21 protein-coding genes and 1 pseudogene are annotated in these 21773 nt (G+C 59.8%); 14 read left to right on the plus strand and 8 right to left on the minus strand.

The window, feature by feature from the left end:
- Positions 1–33 precede the first annotated feature (33 nt).
- Genes rpsP through rplS form a run of 4 tightly spaced genes read left to right on the plus strand, consistent with a single transcriptional unit; the run spans position 34 to position 1978 of the window.
- Positions 34–285, plus strand: coding sequence for a 30S ribosomal protein S16 (rpsP, locus tag PG5_RS03215; protein WP_003198088.1), 252 nt, complete (start codon positions 34–36; stop codon positions 283–285).
- Positions 286–290: 5 nt separating this feature from the next.
- Entirely contained in the window at positions 291–827 is a 537-nt protein-coding gene (gene rimM, locus PG5_RS03220; RefSeq protein WP_020795643.1) for a ribosome maturation factor RimM, read from the plus strand.
- A 2-nt stretch (positions 828–829) separates the two neighbouring features.
- A complete protein-coding gene (gene trmD / locus PG5_RS03225; protein ID WP_020795644.1) occupies positions 830–1582 on the plus strand; it encodes a tRNA (guanosine(37)-N1)-methyltransferase TrmD in 753 nt (250 codons plus the stop codon).
- A gap of 45 nt (positions 1583–1627) precedes the next feature.
- The gene (gene rplS, locus PG5_RS03230; RefSeq protein WP_003175895.1) at positions 1628–1978 is read left to right on the plus strand and encodes a 50S ribosomal protein L19; all 351 of its coding nucleotides are present in this window, start codon (positions 1628–1630) and stop codon (positions 1976–1978) included.
- A 195-nt stretch (positions 1979–2173) separates the two neighbouring features.
- On the opposite strand, the gene PG5_RS03235 is transcribed toward rplS, so the two are convergent.
- Positions 2174–3985 carry a sodium:proton antiporter gene (locus PG5_RS03235; protein WP_020795645.1) on the minus strand — a complete coding sequence of 604 codons (1812 nt, stop codon included), beginning with the start codon at positions 3983–3985 and terminating at the stop codon, positions 2174–2176.
- A gap of 105 nt (positions 3986–4090) precedes the next feature.
- Here PG5_RS03235 and xerD point away from each other — a divergent pair, with 105 nt between their 5' ends.
- The 6 genes and pseudogenes from xerD (at position 4091) to PG5_RS03265 (ending at position 10391) form a co-directional block, all read left to right on the plus strand.
- Positions 4091–4987, plus strand: coding sequence for a site-specific tyrosine recombinase XerD (gene xerD / locus PG5_RS03240; RefSeq protein ID WP_033041885.1), 897 nt, complete (start codon positions 4091–4093; stop codon positions 4985–4987).
- 250 nt (positions 4988–5237) lie between these two features.
- Complete coding sequence (dsbC, locus tag PG5_RS03245; RefSeq protein ID WP_020795647.1) at positions 5238–5966, plus strand: bifunctional protein-disulfide isomerase/oxidoreductase DsbC; 729 nt, start codon at positions 5238–5240, stop codon at positions 5964–5966.
- Positions 5967–6089: 123 nt separating this feature from the next.
- Positions 6090–7394 carry a homoserine dehydrogenase gene (locus PG5_RS03250; RefSeq protein WP_020795648.1) on the plus strand — a complete coding sequence of 435 codons (1305 nt, stop codon included), beginning with the start codon at positions 6090–6092 and terminating at the stop codon, positions 7392–7394.
- Positions 7395–7463: 69 nt separating this feature from the next.
- Entirely contained in the window at positions 7464–8873 is a 1410-nt protein-coding gene (thrC, locus tag PG5_RS03255; protein ID WP_020795649.1) for a threonine synthase, read from the plus strand.
- 121 nt (positions 8874–8994) lie between these two features.
- Positions 8995–9930: pseudogene (locus tag PG5_RS03260) on the plus strand (transporter substrate-binding domain-containing protein); the annotation flags it as partial.
- A 173-nt stretch (positions 9931–10103) separates the two neighbouring features.
- Positions 10104–10391, plus strand: coding sequence for a DUF3509 domain-containing protein (locus tag PG5_RS03265; RefSeq protein WP_020795651.1), 288 nt, complete (start codon positions 10104–10106; stop codon positions 10389–10391).
- Positions 10392–10560: 169 nt separating this feature from the next.
- Here PG5_RS03265 and PG5_RS03270 read toward each other — a convergent pair whose 3' ends face one another.
- Complete coding sequence (locus PG5_RS03270; RefSeq protein WP_042955224.1) at positions 10561–11529, minus strand: TIGR02285 family protein; 969 nt, start codon at positions 11527–11529, stop codon at positions 10561–10563.
- Complete coding sequence (locus PG5_RS03275; protein ID WP_020795653.1) at positions 11483–12682, minus strand: CaiB/BaiF CoA-transferase family protein; 1200 nt, start codon at positions 12680–12682, stop codon at positions 11483–11485. Before PG5_RS03275 ends, PG5_RS03270 begins: the two co-directional genes overlap by 47 nt.
- Positions 12683–12829: 147 nt before the next feature.
- Here PG5_RS03275 and PG5_RS03280 point away from each other — a divergent pair, with 147 nt between their 5' ends.
- From PG5_RS03280 to PG5_RS03290, 3 genes are all read left to right on the plus strand, one after another.
- Positions 12830–13372: a YaeQ family protein gene (locus PG5_RS03280; RefSeq protein WP_008057823.1), complete on the plus strand. Its 543-nt coding sequence runs from the start codon at positions 12830–12832 to the stop codon at positions 13370–13372.
- Positions 13373–13429: 57 nt separating this feature from the next.
- Entirely contained in the window at positions 13430–15139 is a 1710-nt protein-coding gene (recJ, locus tag PG5_RS03285) for a single-stranded-DNA-specific exonuclease RecJ (protein ID WP_020795654.1), read from the plus strand.
- A gap of 283 nt (positions 15140–15422) precedes the next feature.
- Entirely contained in the window at positions 15423–16529 is a 1107-nt protein-coding gene (locus PG5_RS03290; protein WP_020795655.1) for an NADH:flavin oxidoreductase/NADH oxidase, read from the plus strand.
- 55 nt (positions 16530–16584) lie between these two features.
- Here the strand turns inward: PG5_RS03290 and PG5_RS03295 are convergent, their stop codons facing one another.
- The gene (locus PG5_RS03295) at positions 16585–18210 is read right to left on the minus strand and encodes a glucan biosynthesis protein D (protein ID WP_020795656.1); all 1626 of its coding nucleotides are present in this window, start codon (positions 18208–18210) and stop codon (positions 16585–16587) included.
- A 411-nt stretch (positions 18211–18621) separates the two neighbouring features.
- On the opposite strand from PG5_RS03295, the gene PG5_RS03300 reads away from it, so the two are divergent.
- On the plus strand, positions 18622–18807 hold the full coding sequence (locus PG5_RS03300; protein WP_020795658.1) for a hypothetical protein: 186 nt from the start codon (positions 18622–18624) through the stop codon (positions 18805–18807).
- Positions 18808–18859: 52 nt separating this feature from the next.
- Here the strand turns inward: PG5_RS03300 and PG5_RS33170 are convergent, their stop codons facing one another.
- The 4 genes from PG5_RS33170 to PG5_RS03315 form a co-directional block, all read right to left on the minus strand.
- Positions 18860–19150: a type II toxin-antitoxin system RelE/ParE family toxin gene (locus PG5_RS33170; protein WP_020795659.1), complete on the minus strand. Its 291-nt coding sequence runs from the start codon at positions 19148–19150 to the stop codon at positions 18860–18862.
- Entirely contained in the window at positions 19128–19376 is a 249-nt protein-coding gene (locus PG5_RS03305) for a CopG family ribbon-helix-helix protein (RefSeq protein WP_020795660.1), read from the minus strand. Before PG5_RS03305 ends, PG5_RS33170 begins: the two co-directional genes overlap by 23 nt.
- A 203-nt stretch (positions 19377–19579) precedes the next feature.
- Complete coding sequence (locus PG5_RS03310) at positions 19580–21064, minus strand: APC family permease (RefSeq protein ID WP_020795661.1); 1485 nt, start codon at positions 21062–21064, stop codon at positions 19580–19582.
- A gap of 274 nt (positions 21065–21338) precedes the next feature.
- Positions 21339–21773, minus strand: a 435-nt coding sequence (locus PG5_RS03315) for an aldehyde dehydrogenase family protein (protein ID WP_155943707.1), incomplete at its 5' end; no start/stop codon positions are given.

The following is a 21773-nucleotide window of genomic DNA, read 5'->3' on the forward strand; positions in this document are numbered from 1 at the left end:
ATTTGCAGCACCGACTACAGGAACGATGTTCACATGCTAACAATCCGTCTTGCCCTTGGCGGCTCCAAAAAGCGCCCGTTTTACCACTTGACCGTAACCGACAGCCGCAACCCGCGCGACGGTTCGCACAAGGAACAGGTTGGTTTCTTCAACCCTGTTGCTCGTGGTCAAGAAGTTCGTCTGTCCGTGAACCAAGAGCGCGTAGCCTACTGGCTGAGCGTTGGTGCACAACCTTCTGAGCGCGTTGCTCAGTTGTTGAAGGAATCTGCTAAGGCTGCGGCCTGAGCAATATGAACGCGACGCCAGCTGCTGCTGATGATTTGATCGTTATCGGCAAGATTTACTCGGTTCACGGCGTTCGCGGCGAAGTGAAGGTGTATTCCTTTACTGATCCGATTAAGAACCTGCTGGATTACAAAACCTGGACGCTTAAGCGTGACGGCAATGTAAAGCAGGTAGAGCTGGTCAGCGGACGCGGGAACGACAAGTTCCTGGTCGCAAAGCTCAAGGGTCTTGATGATCGTGAAGAAGCGCGTCTTCTGGCCGGTTATGAGATCTGCGTGCCGCGCAACCTGTTCCCTGAATTGACCGACGGCGAGTACTACTGGTACCAGCTGGAAGGTCTGAAGGTCATCGATACTCACGGGCAACTGTTCGGGAAAATCGATCATCTTCTGGAAACCGGCGCCAATGATGTAATGGTGGTCAAGCCTTGCGCTGGCAGCCTGGATGATCGCGAACGCCTGTTGCCCTATACCGAGCAATGCGTGTTGGCCGTCGACCTGGCCGCGGGTGAGATGAAGGTGGATTGGGATGCGGATTTCTAAGCGTGGCTAACTTGCGCGTAGAAGTGATCAGTTTGTTTCCCGAGATGTTCTCCGCCATCAGCGAGTACGGCATCACCAGTCGGGCGGTGAAACAGGGGCTGTTGCAGCTCACCTGTTGGAACCCGCGAGACTACACGACGGATCGACATCACACTGTGGATGATCGCCCTTTTGGCGGTGGTCCGGGCATGGTGATGAAGATCAAGCCCCTGGAAGATGCTCTGGTCGAGGCCAAGGCAGTCGCCGGGGAGGGAGCGAAGGTGATTTACCTGTCCCCCCAAGGCCGTCAACTGACTCAGTCGGCGGTACGCGAGTTGGCGAATCTGGATGCACTGATCCTGATTGCCGGTCGTTATGAAGGCATTGACGAGCGTTTTATTGATGCTCATGTCGATGAAGAGTGGTCGATTGGCGACTATGTACTGTCTGGCGGCGAGTTGCCGGCGATGGTCCTGATCGATGCGGTTACACGACTGCTGCCTGGAGCTTTAGGGCATGCGGACTCCGCCGAGGAAGATTCCTTTACGGATGGTTTGCTGGATTGCCCGCACTACACCCGACCGGAGGTGTATGCGGATCAGCGTGTTCCCGACGTATTGCTAAGTGGCAATCACGCGCACATCCGGCGTTGGCGTTTACAGCAGTCCCTTGGTCGGACCTATGAACGACGCGCCGATCTTCTGGAAAGCCGCTCGCTTTCTGGAGAAGAGAAGAAGCTGCTCGAGGAATACATCCGCGAGCGGGACGATAGTTAACAACGTATCGATGGTAGATCCGACGATTTACCTTAGGAGCACAGCATGACTAACAAAATCATCCTTGCACTCGAAGCAGAGCAGATGACCAAAGAGATCCCTACCTTTGCCCCGGGCGACACCATTGTCGTTCAGGTGAAAGTGAAGGAAGGCGACCGTTCGCGTCTGCAAGCGTTCGAAGGCGTTGTAATCGCCAAGCGTAACCGCGGCGTTAACAGTGCATTCACCGTGCGTAAGATCTCCAACGGTGTTGGCGTAGAGCGTACTTTCCAGACCTACTCCCCGCAAATCGACAGCATGGCTGTCAAGCGTCGCGGTGACGTACGTAAAGCCAAGCTGTACTACCTGCGTGACCTGTCGGGTAAAGCAGCTCGCATCAAGGAAAAACTGGCTTAAGTCCAGCTTCCGATGCAGAAAAAAGCAGCCTACGGGCTGCTTTTTTGTTGCCTGCGATTTCTCCGGTTCGCGGCCTGACATGCAACCGAGTCACGGCCATCGCGAGCAGGCTCGCTCCCACAATGATCTTGGGTGCTCACAGATATTGCATCCACTGAAGATCCACTGTGGGAGCGAGCCTGCTCGCGATTCGATTCATGCAGCGCCGCTGACCTGCGGCTGAATCAACGCCAGCAACGTCCACCCCGCCGCAGGCTTGACCGCACTGTCCGGCGTCACCACATGCACCCAGCCACTGTCATCACGGGCAAACAGCAACGTGGCACGTTCGCCGTGCAATGCCTGATAGTCCTCCCAACCGAAGCCCTCGGTCAGGTGCGTGCTGTAGAACTCAGCCCCCTGGTGCAGCTGGTTGGCCAGCTTGACGTAGGTTAAATCCTCATCACCCAGCAATCGTCCTCGATGCTCATGGCTGGCGCGATGCTTGTCGGTGCGTCGGCTCTCCTGGCCACTGGCGAGCCCGAATAAGCGTTGATGTCCAAAGTCATGACGAAAGCGCATCGACGCCAGCGTGTTCAGTTCGCCGGACGGCGACAGCGTCAGCAAATGCCCCAGGCCGACCAGGTCCAGGTGCGCGTCAGCATGCTGCGATGCCGGATTGCCGAAGTACGTCGGCAAACCCTCCATGCGCGCCGCCCGAATATTTTCCCAGCTCGAGTCTGTCAGGAGCACGCGACTGCCCAATTGCTGCAAGGCCTTGCCCAGGTTTCGCGCCGGACCGTTGGCACCGACGATCAGGAAGCCGCTGGGCGCAGGTTCAGCAACGCTGAGCAAGCGTGCCAGTGGCCGCGCCGTGGCACTTTGCAGCACCACGGTGCCAATGATCACGGCAAAGGTCAGTGGCACCAGCAGCAAGGCACCCTGGTGGCCGGCCTCATGCAGGCGAATCGCGAAAATCGCCGACACGGCCGCCGCGACGATTCCTCGAGGGGCTATCCATGACAGCAGCGCCCGTTCGCGCCAGCTCAGATTCGAGCCTGCGGTAGAGAGCATCACGTTCAAGGGGCGGGCGATGAGCTGGATGATCAGCAGCAGGATCAGTACCAGCGGCCCGAGGCCGATCATGGCGTGCAGATCCAGACGCGCCGCCAGCAAGATGAACAAGCCCGAAATGAGCAGCACGCTGAGGTTTTCCTTGAAGTGCAGGATGTGCCGGACATCCACGCCCTTCATGTTAGCCAGCCACATGCCCATCAAGGTCACGGCCAGCAGGCCGGATTCGTGCATCACAGCATTGGCGGTGATGAAGATCCCCAGCACCGAGGCCAGTGCGGCCAGGTTGTGCAGGTACTCTGGCAGCCACTGACGTCGGATAATCATGCCAAGCACCCAGCCACCGGCTATCCCGAACACGCTGCCGCACGCAATCACACCGCCGAAAGTCAGCAGGCTATGTCTCAGGCCTTCGCCCGCCGCGCTGGCGATGATGAAGCTGTAGACCACCACGGCGAGCAACGCGCCAATCGGGTCGATGACAATGCCTTCCCAGCGCAAGATATTGGCGATCGAGGCTTTGGGGCGCACCACGCGCAGCATCGGCACGATCACCGTGGGGCCGGTGACCAGCGTCAGGCTGCCGAAGAGAATGGCGAGCAACCAGTCAAAATCCAGCAAGTAATGGGTCGCGACCGCGATGACCACCCAGGTCGAGAGCGCACCGATGGTAACCAACCGATGCACGACGCTACCAATCTCGCGCCATTCCGAAAGATGCAGCGTCAAGCTGCCTTCAAACAAAATCAGCGCCACTGCCAGTGACACCAATGGCATCAGCAGCGGTCCGAACATCGCTTGCGGGTCGAGCCACCCCAGGATCGGTCCGACCAGAATCCCGGTTAGCAACAGAAAAAGGATCGCGGGCAATTTCAAGCGCCACGCCAACCACTGACAACCCAGCGCCGCCGCGCCGATTCCGCCAATCGCCAACAGTATTTGCTGTTCGTTCATTGAGGCTCCTGTTCCTTGAAGTAGCCGGCTATGAAAGACTAGCGGCGATTTTTCCGTTCACCCTTTTTTCGCATGCTGTCCCAGGATCGCGTGCCTAGAGCGATCATGCCTGCTATCGATCATCCACTGATAGACCAATTTCTCGACGCGCTGTGGTTGGAAAAGGGTCTTTCCGACAACACCCGCGATGCCTACCGCAGCGATCTGGCCCTGTTCAATGGCTGGCTGCAGGAGAAGGGCCTGGAGCTGGTCAATGCCGGTCGAGAATTGATTCTCGATCACCTGGCCTGGCGCCTGGAACAGAACTACAAACCCCGATCCACGGCGCGATTTCTCTCGGGTGTGCGCGGCTTTTATCGTTATCTGCTGCGGGAAAAGCTGATCGCCATCGATCCGACCTTGCGCGTGGATATGCCGCAATTGGGCAGGCCCTTGCCCAAATCCCTGTCGGAAGCTGACGTCGAAGCCTTGCTCAAGGCACCGGATTTAAGCGAGGCCATCGGCCAGCGCGACCGGGCCATGCTCGAAGTGCTCTATGCCTGTGGCCTGCGGGTGACAGAGCTGATCAGCCTGACGCTGGAGCAGGTCAACCTGCGCCAGGGCGTGTTGCGGGTGATGGGCAAGGGCAGCAAGGAGCGGCTGGTGCCGATGGGCGAGGAGGCGATTGTCTGGGTTGAACGTTATCTGCGCGATGGTCGTGGTGAGTTGCTCGGCGGGCGGCCCAGCGATGTGTTGTTCCCGAGCCTGCGCGGCGAGCAGATGACCCGCCAAACGTTCTGGCACCGGATCAAGCACCAGGCCAAGGTTGCCGGGATCGGCAAGTCGCTGTCGCCGCACACCTTGCGCCATGCGTTCGCCACGCACTTGCTCAATCACGGTGCGGACCTGCGGGTGGTGCAGATGCTGCTCGGCCACAGCGACCTGTCGACCACGCAGATCTATACCCACGTCGCCCGGGCGCGGTTGCAGGACCTGCACGCCAAACACCATCCTCGAGGCTAATGTTGTCCCCTGTGGGAGCGAGCCTGCTCGCGAATGCGGTGGACCAGCTGCACCATCTTTGGCTGCCACACTGCTTTCGCGAGCAGGCTCGCTCCCACAGAAAAACGGTCTGCGATGCCTTGTATCACCGGGAGTCGGCCACACGAGCCTTATGTGGTAGGCTTTGCCGGTTTGCACGATGGGCGTTTATGACCCGGTGTTTCGGCACGGGCGTTCCGAGCGTCTCATTTGTCCGCCTTCAGGAGTTCTCATGCGTCTGACCCAGATTTTCGCCGCCGCCATTGCGTTGGTCAGCACCTTTGCCGTCGCCGATGACGCGGCCGATAAAGCCATTCGTAAAAGCCTGGAAAACCTCCAGCTCGAAGTTCCGGTAGAAAGTATCTCCGCCAGCCCACTGCCGGGCCTGTATGAAGTCAAGCTCCAGGGCAGCCGTGTGCTGTACGCCAGTGCCGACGGCCAGTACGTCGTCCAGGGCTACATGTTCCAGCTCAAGGACGGCAAGCCGGTCAACCTGACCGAGAAGACCGAACGCCTGGGCGTTTCCAAGCTGGTCAACGCAATCCCTGTCGCGGAAACCGTGGTGTACCCGGCCATTGGTGAAACCAAGTCGCACATCACCGTGTTCACCGACACCACCTGCCCGTACTGCCATAAACTGCACGCCGAAGTGCCTGAACTGAACAAGCGCGGCATCGAAGTGCGCTATGTTGCGTTTCCGCGCCAGGGCCTGGGTTCGCCGGGTGACGAGCAGTTGCAGGCGGTCTGGTGCTCCAAAGACAAGAAAGCGGCCATGGACAAGATGGTCGACGGCAAGGAAATCAAGGCCGCCAAGTGCGATAACCCGGTGTCCAAGCAGTTCGCCCTCGGCCAGTCGATTGGTGTGAACGGCACACCGGCCATCGTTTTGGCGGACGGTCAGGTCATTCCGGGCTACCAGCCAGCGCCACAAGTCGCCAAACTGGCGCTGGGCGCCAAGTAATTCGAGTCAGCCTTTGACGCGTGTGGTCCGACGGCAGCTCAGTCGGGCCATCAATAGTGAGCCGCGAGCATGCGGCTGTTTTCACGGCCGGCCTCGAGTCGGCCGTTTTATGGGGAGTTCACAGTGAAACCGGTCAAAGTAGGCATCTGTGGGTTAGGGACCGTCGGTGGCGGTACCTTCAACGTACTTCAGCGCAACGCCGAGGAAATTGCTCGTCGTGCCGGGCGTGGAATCGAAGTGGCACAAATTGCCACGCGCACGCCAAAGCCTCAGTTCCAAACGACCGGTATTGCGATTACCACCGATGTCTTCGAAGTGGCCACGAACCCTGAGATCGACATCGTCATAGAGCTGGTGGGCGGCTACACCGTTGCCCGCGAGCTGGTACTCAAGGCCATCGAGAATGGCAAGCATGTGGTCACCGCGAACAAGGCGCTTATCGCCGTTCACGGTAATGAAATTTTCGCCAAGGCACGCGAGAAGGGCGTGATCGTTGCGTTCGAAGCAGCCGTGGCTGGTGGCATCCCGGTGATCAAGGCGATCCGTGAAGGCCTGTCCGCCAACCGCATCAACTGGGTGGCTGGCATCATCAACGGCACCGGCAACTTCATTCTCACCGAGATGCGCGAGAAAGGCCGTACCTTCGAAGACGTGTTGGCCGAAGCGCAAGCCCTGGGCTACGCCGAAGCCGACCCGACCTTCGACGTCGAAGGCATCGATGCGGCGCACAAGCTGACGATCCTGGCGTCCATTGCCTTCGGCATCCCGTTGCAGTTCGACAAGGCCTACACCGAAGGCATCACCAAGCTGACCACCGCTGACGTGAACTACGCCGAAGCGTTGGGCTACCGCATCAAGCACCTGGGCGTGGCGCGCAGCACCGCGGCCGGTATCGAGCTGCGCGTGCACCCGACGCTGATCCCGGCCGATCGCCTGATCGCCAACGTCAACGGCGTGATGAACGCGGTGATGGTCAACGGCGACGCCGCCGGTTCGACCCTGTTCTACGGTGCGGGTGCTGGCATGGAACCGACCGCTTCGTCGGTGATTGCCGACCTGGTGGACGTGGTTCGCGCCATGACCTCGGACCCGGAAAACCGCGTACCGCACCTGGCCTTCCAGCCGGATTCGCTGTCGGCGCACCCGATCCTGCCAATCGATGCCTGCGAAAGCGCGTACTACCTGCGGATCCAGGCCAAGGATCATCCGGGCGTCCTCGCCCAGGTTGGCAGCATCCTGTCCGAGCGTGGCATCAACATCGAATCGATCATGCAGAAGGAAGCCGAGGAGCACGATGGCCTGGTACCGATGATCCTGCTGACCCACCGTGTGGTGGAACAGAGTATCAACGACGCCATCAAGGCACTGGAAGCGCTCCAGGGCGTGGTTGGCCCGGTCGTGCGGATTCGCGTCGAGCACCTGAACTAAGCCGTTATCGATTACCGGGCGCCGTGACCGGCGCCCGGCATTGCGAACACTGTCCCAATGGAGTCAGTCATGCGTTACATCAGTACCCGCGGCCAGGCACCGGCCCTGAATTTCGAAGACGTCCTGCTGGCAGGCCTTGCCACCGACGGCGGTCTGTACGTCCCGGAAAACCTGCCACGTTTCACCCAGGAAGAAATCGCTTCCTGGGCCGGCCTGCCGTATCACGAGCTGGCCTTCCGCGTTATGCGTCCGTTCGTCACCGGCAGCATCCCGGATGCCGATTTCAAAAAGATCCTTGAAGAAACCTACGGTGTGTTTGCCCACAGCGCCGTCGCGCCGCTGCGTCAGCTGAACGGCAACGAATGGGTGCTGGAGCTGTTCCACGGCCCGACCCTGGCGTTCAAGGACTTCGCCCTGCAACTGCTCGGTCGCCTGCTCGACTACGTGCTGGAAAAACGCGGCGAGCGCGTGGTGATCGTTGGCGCCACTTCCGGCGATACCGGCTCGGCGGCCATCGAAGGTTGCAAGCACTGCGAAAACGTCGACATCTTCATCCTGCACCCACACAACCGTGTGTCCGAAGTGCAGCGTCGGCAGATGACAACCATTTTCGGCGAGAACATTCACAACATCGCCATCGAAGGCAACTTCGATGACTGCCAGGAAATGGTCAAGGCGAGCTTCGCCGACCAGGGCTTCCTCAAGGGCACGCGCCTGGTGGCGGTAAACTCGATCAACTGGGCGCGGATCATGGCCCAGATCGTCTACTACTTCCACGCAGCCCTGCAACTGGGCGGTCCGGCGCGCTCGGTGGCGTTCTCGGTGCCAACCGGTAACTTCGGCGACATCTTCGCCGGTTACCTGGCACGCAACATGGGCCTGCCGATCAACCAGTTGATCGTCGCCACCAACCGCAACGACATCCTGCACCGCTTCATGAGCGGCAACCAGTACGTCAAGGAAACCCTGCACGCGACCCTGTCGCCGTCGATGGACATCATGGTGTCCTCGAACTTCGAACGCCTGCTGTTCGACCTGCACGGTCGCAATGGCGCGGCGATTGCCGGGCTGATGGACAGCTTCAAGCAGGGCGGCGGTTTCAGCGTCGAACAGGAGCGCTGGACGGAAGCGCGCAAACTGTTCGACTCACTGGCCGTGGACGATGAGCAAACCTGCGAAACCATCGCCGAGGTCTTTGAACAGACCGGTGAAGTGCTGGACCCGCACACCGCGATCGGCGTCAAGGCCGCCCGCGAATGCCGTCGCAGCCTGGATATCCCGATGGTGATCCTGGGCACGGCCCATCCGGTCAAATTCCCGGACGCCGTGGAGAAAGCCGGTGTAGGAAAAGCCCTCGAGCTGCCTGCACATCTTTCTGATTTGTTTGAAAGAGACGAGCGCTGCACCGTATTGCCGAATGACCTGAAGGCCGTGCAGGCCTTTGTCAGCCAGCACGGTAACCGCGGTAAGCCTTTGTAACGGGCAAACCCTGTCACACAACAAAGCCCGTCTACTGACGGGCTTTGTTGTTTTTGCATGCCACACTTGCCAACAGGATTCGTCCACGGAGAGGGGCGAACGGATCTGCAAGGATGTGGCAATGCCGGTTTACAGACGATCCAGGCCAGCGGCGTGCTGGCTGCTATTGCTCAGTGTCCTGTTCATCTTGGCCCAGTGGGCAATCGCCGCGCCTGATCCGGCTCGTGAACCGGAAAAGGCGGGCGGCGGTGTCCGGATCGCGCTGGATGCCCGGGAACTTGAATGGATTGCCGGGCATCCGCCCGTCAAGGTAGCGTCGCTGGAATACCCGCGCTACCTGTTCAAGAATCAACATGGCCAGTGGAGCGGCCTTAACAGGGACATGCTCGATCGCATCAGCGCCATGACGGGGCTGCGCTTTGTCCATGTCGAGTCATTCTCCATCGAGCATATGCTTCAAAGCCTGGAGCGCGCAGAAGCGGACATGAGCACCACGCTGGCAATGAATGACGAGCGCAGGGTGTTCCTGGATTTCAGTCATTCCTATGGCGGCTCTGGCTGGGTGTTTGTCGGGCGGGCCGGGGCACCGCAGGTCGAGTCACTGCAGCAGTTGGCCAAGCACGTGTTGGTACTGCCGACCCGGCATGTGCTGGAAGCGGTGATTCGTCGTGACCACCCCACCATCGAGTTGCGTTCGGTCAAGACCTATGCGCAAGCCCGCGCGCTGGTGGAAAGCGGGGAGGCCCATGCCACCATCGAAAGCGAAACAGGCGCACGACTCTTACCCTTGGGCCAGCTTCAGGTGGGGCAAATCGTGGAAGGCCAGTGGGACCCGGACTACCTGACGGTGCGCAAAGGCCAATTGCAACTGCTGAGCATCCTCAACAAGGCCCTTGAGGCTTTTCCTCCCGCTGAACTACGTGCCTTGCGTTCGAAGTGGCTCGATGGCGATCCCCTCCCGACAGCCTGGCAACAATTTGCCCCATGGGCTGGATGGGGCCTTTTGGCCGCCAGCCTGTCTGGTTTGCTCTCCCTACTCTGGAGGTACCGTTTGGCCGGACAGGCGTGAGGCTGATGTTTTTTCCCTGTCATCTTCGCCGTGCATGCTCTATCGACCGCAGGCGCAGGCTCAACTGCACGCGGTTTTCAGAACTTTCTACTCGGCCCAGCGGTCATTTACAGTACACACGCCCCAGGCACTTTGTTTTCGGACTATTGAGTGGTGATCGGATGGAAAGTATCAGTCTATTGCTCGGTGAGGCTCTGAGCCCGTACCAGGTGACGTTAACCCCGTCAGGCATACATGGCGAATGCCGGGTGACCTTGAAGAATGCTATCGGTGCCATAGTGGTCGATCGGGTGTTCAATCAGGCGCAGTTGGCCGACAAGCGTCAGTTGACGGATGTCGTCGACGGCCTGCACCGCGATGTGCTGATTGCTGAAGGACGCCTGGAGCCCTGTGTTATCGCAGCGTTGCGCAATGCGGCACAGGACAAGTTGGTGGCTAGCCGAAATTGAATGGCCGGTTGTGGGAACCTTCCTGCATCCTTATCAGTCAGATCCAGTAACAGTGGGATCAAGCATTGTGCTCCGGTGCTTGCCGCTTGCTGTTACTGGTCTTTGAAAGACCACGTTTAACCCCGAGTCGTCTCCCCACTTCTCGGGGTTTCTTTTTGCCTGGCAATTGTCAGTAGCCGTCCTGATGCTCGAAAAATTCCCGGGCTGCTCGCAGGTAGTCGGTGCGGCTTTGCGGGTCGAGCCAGCCGGCATACGCCTCGCTCAAATGGTCTCGGGGCAGGGCACGCAGCAATTGGTTGATCTCGATGATCGCCTGCCGCCCCAGGGGCGTATTGGTGCAGCCGATGTAGCCGGACAGGTATCTGCCGGTGCCACGAACCGGATAGAACTGCAGCTCCTCTTCCGCGATCCCTTGTTGTCGCGCCTGATAGCGAATTTCCGGGCGATAGCCCAACAGCAACTGCAGGCGTCCCAGGCGTTGCATTTGCAGCAGGCTGCCCAAGGCGTCGTTGCCGTAATGAAGCGTCAGCGCCTTGCCCGGCGCCTGTTTGAGCAGGGCGTCAAGGTATTCGCCATAGTTGCGTTCGGCAACAATGCCCAAGGTCACGTTGCCGGTGGCCAACAGGGCCGCCAGGTCCACCTCACCATCCTTGAGGAACGGCGTCAGTACCTCCCGCTCGTTGCTGCGCACGGCCAGGCCATTGCTCATGGCGCGAAAGACCGGCAGGGAAAATGCGATCCAGCTTTCGCGTTCCTTGCTCCAGTTCAACGCTGCATCGCAGGTGAGGGACGGTTCGTGAAGCATTTGCAAGCCACGGGCACGATTGACCTTCATCACGCTGTGCCGGTACTGCGGCATGCCGGCGATCAGCTGCCGCAGCAATTGATCGATGATCCCCTGGCCTTTTCCCGGCCCGTTGAAAATGAACAGCGGCGGTAGATCGCGTTTCAGCCAGACCAGGGATTCCTTGGGCTGCGCCGACACCGGCGAGGCCAGCGTAACGATCAGGGCCAGGCTCGCCAACGCGCCCAGGCGCTGCCCGGCCAACAGCAGGCCGGGCTTGATGAGTCGCGCAAACAAACGCTTGAGCTCAGATGGCTCCGTCTTTGCGCAGTTGTGTGATCTGCGACGCGTCATAGCCAAGTTCCTGGAGTACCTGGGCATTGTGCTCACCCAGTTGCGGGCCGACCCATTCACAATCACCGGGTGTCTCTGAGAGTTTCGGCACGATCCCTGGCATCTTGAAGTCCTTGCCATCGGGCAGCTTGGCCTGCAGGAACATTTCCCGGGCGAGGTACTGAGGATCGCTGAACATGTCTTCGGCGCTGAAGATCCGGCTGGCCGGTACGTCGGCCTGGTTCAACTGCGCGATGACGGTGTCTAGGGGCAGCGAATTGACCCAGCGATCAATGACCCCATAAATTTCGTCGCGACGGCTGTCGCGGCCGTCGTTGCTGGCCAGCAGCGGATCGTTGGCCAGGTCTTCCCGACCAATGAGCAGCATGAAGCGCTTGAAGATCGCATCGCCATTGGCGCCAATCTGCACATGCTTGCCATCGGCACTGGTGTGGATCGATGAAGGCGTAATGCCCGGCATGATGTTGCCGGTGCGCTCGCGGATGAAGCCGAACACGTCGAACTCCGGCACCATGCTTTCCATCATGGCGAAGATCGCCTCGTACAGCGCCACGTCCACCACTTGCCCCTGACCGCCATTGACCTCGCGGTGACGCAGGGCCATGAGGGCACCGATCACGCCCCACAGCGCGGCAATCGAATCACCGATGGAAATCCCGGTGCGCACCGGCGGCCGATCCTCGAACCCTGTGATGTAGCGCAGGCCGCCCATGGATTCGCCGACCGCGCCAAACCCGGGTTGATCCTTCATCGGGCCGGTCTGGCCGAAGCCCGAGAGCCGCACCATGACCAGCTTTGGATTCAATGCATGCAGGACGTCCCAGCCCAGGCCAAGCTTTTCCAGTACGCCGGGGCGGAAGTTCTCGATCAGGATGTCCGCTTCACTGAGCAGTTTCTTCAGGACCGCCTGGCCGTCCGGATGCTTGAGGTTGAGCGTCAGCGACTTTTTATTGCGAGCCTGGACGAACCACCACAACGAAGTTCCCTCGTACAACTTGCGCCATTTGCGCAATGGATCGCCGCCGTCCGGCGATTCGACCTTGACCACATCGGCACCGAATTCAGCGCAAATGCGCGAGGCGAACGGGCCGGCGATCAAGGTACCCAATTCGATGACTTTCAGACCTGAGAGCGGTTTGGCAGAGGACGGCATGCGGGCTCCTGTTGGACAAAGGTTTAGCGAGTACAGAGTTTTAACATAGCCGACTGTCAGGCGCCCAAGGGAGATCGCCTTCTATTCGTTGATTGGTGGCTGCATCGGTTAGACTTGCCGCCTTTCCACGTATCAAGAAGCCCGTTCATGGCCCAGCCGTCCACGACCTACAAGTTTGAACTGAACCTCACCGACCTCGATCGCAGCGTCTACGAGTCCGTCAAGCAGACCATCGCCCGCCACCCTTCGGAAACCGAAGAGCGCATGACCGTGCGCCTGTTGGCCTACGCCCTCTGGTACAACGAGCAACTGTCGTTCGGCCGTGGCCTGTCGGACGTGGATGAACCGGCGTTGTGGGAGAAGAGCCTGGATGACCGCGTCCTGCACTGGATCGAAGTCGGCCAACCGGACGCCGATCGCCTGACCTGGTGCTCGCGCCGCACCGAGCGCACCAGCCTGCTGGCCTACGGCAGCCTGCGCGTGTGGGAAGGCAAGGTGATCCCGGCGATCAAGAACCTGAAAAACGTCAACATCGCGGCGGTCCCTCAGGAAGTCCTGGAAACCCTGGCCAAAGACATGCCCCGGGTGATCAAGTGGGACGTGATGATCAGCGAAGGGACGATTTTCGTCACCGACGACCGCGGCCAGCATGAAGTCCAGTTGCAGTGGCTGTTGGGCGAACGCGGCTGATCAGTCGCTGCCTCACCGGTTTTATCCTACGTATTGAAGAGAAGCCCCTGTCACCCCATGCGCATCGAACCTCGCCAGCTGCCCGACACCCTGCCATTTCTCGGTGATATTCCACCGCTGCTGACCCGGCTGTACGCAGCGCGGGGCGTGCAATCCGAAGCCGAACTGGACAAAAGCCTGGCACGGCTGATTCCGTTCCAGCAGCTCAAGGGCATCGAGGCAGCGGTGGATCTGCTGGTGACCGCACTCCAGCAGCGCCAGAGGATCCTGATCGTTGGCGACTTCGATGCCGACGGTGCCACCGCCAGTACCGTGGGCACCTTGGGCTTGCGCCTGTTGGGTGCGGCGCATGTCGACTATCTGGTGCCCAACCGATTCGACTACGGCTACGGCCTGACCCCGGAGATCGTTGCGGTGGCCCTGGAGCGTCAGCCGCAGTTGCTGATTACCGTGGACAATGGCATTTCCAGTGTCGAAGGCGTGGCCGCGGCGAAAAAGGCCGGGCTCAACGTGTTGGTCACCGACCACCATTTGCCGGGCGATGACCTGCCGCTGGCCGATGCCATCGTCAATCCGAACCAGCCCGGTTGCACGTTCCCGAGCAAGGCGCTGGCCGGCGTCGGGGTGATTTTCTATGTGCTGATGGCCTTGCGCGCGCGTTTGCGCGAACTCGGCTGGTACGCCAGCAAGCCGCAGCCGAACATCGGCGAATTGCTCGATTTGGTGGCGCTAGGCAGCGTGGCCGACGTGGTGCCGCTGGATGCCAATAACCGCATCCTGGTGCATCAAGGCCTGGAACGCATACGCGCCGGACGTGCCCGGCCGGGGATCAAGGCGATTCTCGAAGTGGCCAAGCGTGATCATGCGCGCATCACCTCCACCGACCTGGGGTTTATCGTCGGTCCACGCCTCAACGCCGCCGGGCGACTGGATGACATGAGCCTGGGCATCGAATGCCTGCTGACCGAAGACGTGGCGCTGGCGCGGGAAATGGCGGCGCAGTTGGACGGGATGAACCAGGACCGTAAATCCATCGAGCAGGGCATGCAGCGTGAAGCGTTGGCCCAGCTCAAGGATTTGCCGGTGGAATCGATGCCATTCGGTTTGTGCCTGTTCGATCCCGAATGGCATCAGGGCGTCATCGGCATCCTGGCCTCGCGCATGAAAGAGCGTTATTTCCGTCCGACCATCGCCTTCGCCGATGCCGGCGACGGGTTGCTCAAGGGCTCGGGGCGTTCGGTACAGGGCTTTCATATTCGCGATGCCCTGAGCGTGGTGGCGGCGCAGCATCCGAACCTGATCACCAAGTACGGTGGTCATGCCATGGCCGCTGGCCTGACGCTGCCGGAGGCGAATTTTCCACTGTTCGCCGAAGCTTTTGACGCCGAAGTGCGTCGGCAATTGCGCGACGAAGACCTGACCGGGCGCTTGCTGTCGGACGGGGTTCTGGCGGTCGAAGAATTCCACCTCGAACTGGCCCGTGCATTACGCCACGCCGGGCCTTGGGGCCAGCACTTCCCGGAGCCACTGTTTCATGGCGTGTTTCAGTTGGTCGAGCAGCGTGTCGTCGGTGAACGCCACCTCAAGGTGGTGCTCAGGAGCGAGTGCGGCTCGGTCAAGCTCGATGGCATTGCCTTCGGGATCGACCGTGAGGTCTGGCCAAACCCGACCATCAAGTGGGTGGAGCTGGCTTACAAACTCGACGTCAACGAGTTTCGCGGCAATGAGACCGTGCAACTGATGATCGCCCACATTGAACCGCGTTGAACCCCTGGCACTGTAGGAGCGAGCATGCTCGCGATGGTCGCCAACGATGACGCTGGCTACCTGACACCCCGCGGTGACTGGGACCCCATCGCGAGCATGCTCGCTCCTACAGGGAGGGGCGACATCCCCCGATGTCGACTAGGCTCTAAAGCACTGCTTGATTATCCTTGTGACGTATTGTCAATTTTTTGCCCGCGGGGGCGGGTGCTGCATCCCTTTCATGTCACTCGTCGACTATTCAAACAGAACCCTGGAGCCTGCCCACTGATTTGAGAGGTGCCCCATGAGTCTGCTGCTTGAACCCTACACTCTTCGTCAATTGACCCTGCTCAACCGCATTGCGGTATCGCCAATGTGCCAGTATTCGAGCGTCGATGGCCTGGCCAATGACTGGCACCTGGTCCACCTCGGTAGTCGCGCCGTCGGCGGCGCCGGACTGGTCTTTACGGAAGCCACGGCAGTCACGGCCGACGGGCGAATCACCGCCCAGGACCTTGGCCTGTGGAACGATGAACAAATCGAACCCTTGCAACGCATCACCCGTTTCATTGCCGCTCAAGGCGCCGTTGCTGGCATCCAGCTGGCCCACGCAGGGCGTAAGGCCAGTACCTATCGACCCTGGCTCGGCAAGCATGGCAGCGTAAAGATTGACGAGGGCGGCTGGTTGCCGGTTGGCCCGTCGCCAATCGCCTTTGATCCGCAACACACACAACCCAAGCAGCTGGACGAAGGCGAGATCGCTGACGTCATCCAGGCCTTTGTCGACTCGGCGAAGCGCGCGTTGACCGCCGGTTTCAAGGTGGTCGAAGTGCATGCGGCTCATGGCTATCTGCTGCACCAGTTTCTTTCGCCCCTGAGTAATCAGCGGCGTGACCAGTACGGCGGTTCATTCGAAAACCGCATTCGCCTGGTCTTGCAGGTCACCGAAGCGGTGCGCAAGGTCTGGCCCGAAGAATTACCGCTGTTCGTGCGGGTGTCCGCCACCGACTGGGTGGAGGATGGCTGGAACCCGGATGAAACCGTCGAGCTGGCGCGACGCCTTAAGGACTTGGGTGTGGACCTCATCGACGTGTCGTCAGGCGGTACGGCCGTCAACGCGGAAATCCCCACGGGTCCGGGTTATCAGACCCGCTTCGCCGAACGTGTGCGCAAGGAGTCAGGCATCGCTACCGGTACGGTAGGAATGATCACTGAGCCTGCACAGGCCGAACATATCCTGCGCACCTGCCAGGCCGACATCATCTTCCTCGCTCGTGAGCTGTTGCGTGATCCTTATTGGGCATTGCATGCCGACGATGACCTGGGTGGGCGCAAAGCCATTTGGCCGGCGCAATATCACCGCGCGACCCATCGTGACCAACCCATTCATGAGTCGGATTTGCGGGATTGAGTGAGGTCGCAAACCAAAAGCCCCGGTCGATTTGACCGGGGCTTTGTTTTCTCCGTCAGCTGTACTTGCGCTTGTCCGGTGCCGGCGGGAAGTACTGGTACAACCAGGTTTCACTCAGCGTCCGGTCATTGGTGCGAATGAACAGGCGCAGCTCCACCGGCTCGACACTGTCGTTGGTCGGATACCAGTCAAAGGTGATGCGGTAGCCCTTGATGTCATCGAGCACCAGCACGTTGAAGTCCTTCACCTCTCCGTTGGAACAGGTGACCACCGGTTCGATGCCCGTGCCTGGCGGCAGGCGATCCAGGCCGCCACCGTTGAAATCCACGGCGAAGCGTCGGGCCCAGACCTTCGGGTAGTGTTCGCCCGGCGCCCAGCCTTCAGTGAAACCGCCCATGCCTGAACGGGTTGCGTTGACCCGTGCCAAGGGCGTGCCGACAGGCGGCAGGGCGCTCCAGTAGAGTTTGTAGCCGTAGTTCAGTGAATCGCCGGCAGCGACCGGTTTTTTCGGGGTCCAGAAGGCAACGATGTTATCGAGTGTCTCGCCGGTGGTAGGAATTTCCAGCAGATCGATAGAGCCTTCGCCCCACGCGGTCGTCGGTTCTACCCACAGGCTCGGGCGTCTGCTGTACCAATCGACGGTGTCCTGATAGCTGGCGAATTCATGATCGGTCTGCACCAGGCCGAAACCTTTCGGGTCCTTGTCGGTGAAGGCGTTGAATTGCAGGGTGGCCGGATTGTTCAGCGGGCGGCAGATCCACTCGCCATTGCCGCGCCACATCGCCAGGCGATCGGAGTCGTGGATTTGCGGGTGAATGGTGTCGCACATACGGCGCTCGTGGGTACCGCAGCTGAACATGCTGGTCATCGGCGCGATGCCCAGTTGTTCGATGGCGGTGCGCGCGTTGACATGGGCGTCGACCTCCATCACCACGCGTTCGGCCTGGCAATCGATGTCAAAACGGTAGGCGCCGGTCGCGCTCGGAGAATCGAGCAAGGCGTAGACCACGAAGCGCGTGCTGTCCTTGTCTGGCGTCTCGAACCAGAACTTGGTGAAGTCGGGGAATTCTTCGCGCTTCTTCGCATAGGTGTCGATTGCCAGCCCGCGGGCCGACAAGCCGTACTGGCCAGTGGCGTCTACCGCTCGGAAATAGCTGGCGCCGAGGAAAGACACCACGTCGTGTTTGTCCAGTTCCGGCGCCTTGAACAGCTTGAACCCGGAAAAGCCCAGGTCGCCCTTGAGCTGCTGGGTGTCGACGGACGTATTCTCATAATTGAACAACGAAGGGCGGAAATGCACTTCGCGGGCCATGTGGGTCTTGGGATCGACGCTGTACATGCGCACCGGCTGGCGGAAACCCATGCCGACATGGAAAAACTGCACATCCAACTGACCATTCAAGTCATTCCACAGCGAATGCTTGCCGTCATAGCGAATGGCATTGAAATTCTGCGGGGTCATGGTCGCCAGGGTGGGCGGCAGCACCTGCTTGGTATCCTGGTAGCGGTTGCTGGCCAGTTGCTTGGCCTGGACCTTCAGCGCTTCGAAGTCGAACGCCTGGGCTTCGCCGTCCGCTGTGCCATTGCTTGCCCAGGCACCGGCAGCGAGCAGGCCGGTGGCCGACAAACCGGAGTAGGCGGCGATGGCCATGGAGGCTTTTAGCAAATTCCTGCGATGCATAAGTACAACCTGTCGTGAACGATCCCGCGCCGTTCCTGGCACTGCTGGATCAAAAATTTCGGTTCGGACATGCCTTCGGCCAAACGCAACTGCCTTAAAACAGATAAGGGATAGCTTAAACCGTTCGGTTGCGCAGCAAAAATGATTGATGGCGTGACGATGGCGCGGCAATGAAACAAGAGATGTCGGTTAACGTTTCCGACAGGGGTTTCTGATTTATAGGGCATTTACGCTTTTTTCGACTAATTACTCTAAAAAGCCCTTTTCAGCGCCCAGATAATTTCTATTCTATGGGCATGACCGGTTTCTGCCCTTCGGGCCGGTGGGCTTCAGTGGACACAGGGTGCTACTGAAAAGGGTAGGGCGATGCAATATCTGAAGTTTTCTTTGACGTAGAGAAGGACATCGTCCATGTCGAAAGTACAAGGCATCACCGAAATCCTGGGAATCTTTGCGTGCCTATCTACTGGCCGGCGGAGACGTCGGCTCAATAACGAGGAGATGAAGTTGGTGGAGCGCTATCGCGAGTTGTCGGAGAGTGATCGCATTGCGATGCGTTATCTGGTGGATGCGATGCGCAGTGTTTCGCGGTTTTGAAGAAATGGAACATCCAGTCGCGGCAATCCTGTCGCGGCTGGACGTTCTCCCTTTACCAATCCTGAGAACGTTCAGAACGCTGATGCAGCACCCTCAACACCTGTACCTGGCCATTGGCAAATCGATACGGCGCAATGAAGGGATAACGACCAAGTACCAATTCTCGTACATCAGGCATGATAGAAGGCCTGCCTGAGCCGGGGAACTGTTCCAACTGCCGGAAACATTGCAGCATGGTGGAAATGATCTCGATGGCAGTACCCGCGCCTACGACCTCTCGGTAATGTTCATGGATGGCGTCCAGGTCGCTTTCGGCTTTCTCAGTCAGTACTACGCTCGGCACGTTTTTCCCACTTAGCCTTCACGGCGTCCAGGTCGGTCAGTTTTCCAGCATCGGCATCGGATATGCCGTCGCTTATGGCTTGCAGATGCCATGACTCGGCTTCTACATATCGAACCAATGCACGCTTGAGGTGGTACTGACGGTCGCGGTCGGTGGCAGCCGCTAGCTGATCCAGTTGTTGGGCCAGGAGTTCTTCGACACGAAACGACAAAACGGGCGAGGCCATGGTGGCTCTCCTAAAGATGTATACGCTGTAAACGACGTAAACACCCTAGGCCTTGCAGCGATTATCGTCAACCAGTACCACTTGCGTGGTAGGGAAACTCTAGCTGGGGATACATCCACGGGATGCCAGGAACTGTTTCGAAATGCTTGACCGCTAAAAGCGTTTGGTTGCCCCGGTGTCTTTTGGCACCGGGGCAATTTCCATTAGCGACTAACCTTCCACGCATCCCCCGCAGGCGCTGTGCCGTGGTCATACGGCTTGGCGATCCACATGTAGAGCAACCCCAGGCCAATGACGATGGTGGTGCTCAAGACCATGGCGTAGTTGATGTACCACGCCGCATCCGGCGTCCGTGGCCAGGCCATGTTGACGATTGCGCCGACGCCATAGACCAGCGCGCAGATGTTCACCGGCCAGCCCCAGGCGCCGAGGGTGAATTGGCCGCTGGGCTTCCAGCCTTTGAGGCGGGCATACAGCGCCGCAAGCACGATCATCTGGAAGGCCAGGTAGATGCCGATGGCGGCGAAGCTGACGATGGTGGCGACTGCATCCTGCAGGAAGAAGCCGAGGATGATGATCAGCGCTGGCAGGACGCCGGACACGAACAGCGCCGCAACCGGAACCTGGGTGGTCGGAGATATCTTCTTCAGCAGTCGGCTGCCGATGACCATTTCATCTCGGGCGTAGGAGTACAACAGGCGGCTCGCCGCCGCTTGCAGGCTGATGACACAGGAGATGAAGGAAATCATCACCACGCCCATCACCATCTTCGAGCCCACGGGGCCGAAAGCGTTGTTGAGGATGGTGCCGACCGGGTCCTTGTCGGTGCCGTCGATCACCGCTTGCATGTCTGGCACGGCGAGGATCAGTGCCAGGCAGGCGAACATTGCCGCAATGCCGCCGATGTAGATGGTCATGCGCATGGCCACCGGGATCTTCTTGCTCGGGTTCGGGGTTTCTTCGGCCACGTCGCCGCAGGCCTCGAAGCCGTAGTAGAGGAACATACCCGCCAGCGAGGCGGTGAGGAAGGCCGGCAGGTATGAACCATCGACGCTGATGTCGAAGGTGTTGAACAGCACGCCAATTGATTGATGGCGCTCGAAGACCAGCAGGTAAACGCCGACGATCACTGCACCCACCAGTTCACAGAGGAAGCCGAACATGGCAATGCGCGCCAGTACCTTGGTGCCGCTGAGGTTGATCAGGGTGGCAAACAGCGTCAGCACCAGGGCAATGACGATATTGGTGTTGTTGCTCGGTTCAAAACCGAGCATGGCAGCCAGGTACGGGCCGGCGCCGACGGCTACGGCGGCAATCGTGACGCACAGGGCGATGGAGTAGATCCAGCCGACCATCCACGCCCAGCGCTTGCCCACCAGGCGACGGGCCCACGGGTACACGCCACCGGAAATCGGGAACTGCGACACCACTTCACCAAAGATCAGGCACACCAGCAACTGGCCGCAACCGACCAGCAGATAGGCCCAGAACATCGGCGGCCCGCCAGCGGCGAGGCACAGGCCGAAGAGGGTATAAACCCCTACGACCGGCGAGAGATAAGTGAAGCCCAGGGCGAAGTTTTCCCACAAGCTCATGCTGCGATTGAAGTTGGAGGTGTAACCCAGTTTTCGCAGTTGCTCGGCGTCGCTGTCGACGACGGCGGTAGAGAGATCGGGTGATGCAGTCATGTGTGTTTCTCCGGAAAATCGGCAGATTTCGGATGTCCGAAGCCGTGGCAGGGCCGTGGAGGCGCTGCCCGGATCGGTGGTTATTGTTGTGTTTGAAACCAGTGGTGCGTAATGCCGGTTTCGACCTTGAAACCGTGGTGAAATCATCGCTGTACTGTAGGAGCGAGCATGCTCGCGAGAAACCGGAGGGCACCGCGGGGCGTCAGGTTCCCCGCGTTATCGTTGACCTCCATCGTCGGAAACCCGCCCGGAGCATGCTCGCTCCTACAAGGGGTTAGTGTTTGAACATCACATGCCGCACGACGGTGTAGTCCTCCAGCCCATACATCGACATGTCCTTGCCATACCCCGACAACTTCTGCCCGCCATGGGGCATTTCGCTGACCAGCATGAAGTGCGTGTTGACCCAAGTGCAGCCGTACTGCAAGCGCGCCGACAGGCGATGCGCGCGGCCGACGTCGGCGGTCCACACCGAGGACGCCAGGCCGTAGTCGGAATCGTTGGCCCAGCCCAGCACCTGTGCCTCGTCACTGAACTTGGTCACCGACACCACCGGCCCGAACACTTCGCGACGGACAATCTCGTCGTCCTGCTGCGCATCGGCCAGCACCGTTGGTTCGAAGAAGAAACCGTTGCCTTCCACGGCCTTGCCGCCGGTGACCAGGCGGATGTGCGGCTGTGCCACGGCGCGCTCGACGAAGCCGGCGAC

It is taken from the genome of Pseudomonas sp. G5(2012) (genome assembly GCF_000408945.1).
Classification (GTDB): Bacteria; Pseudomonadota; Gammaproteobacteria; order Pseudomonadales; family Pseudomonadaceae; genus Aquipseudomonas; species Aquipseudomonas umsongensis.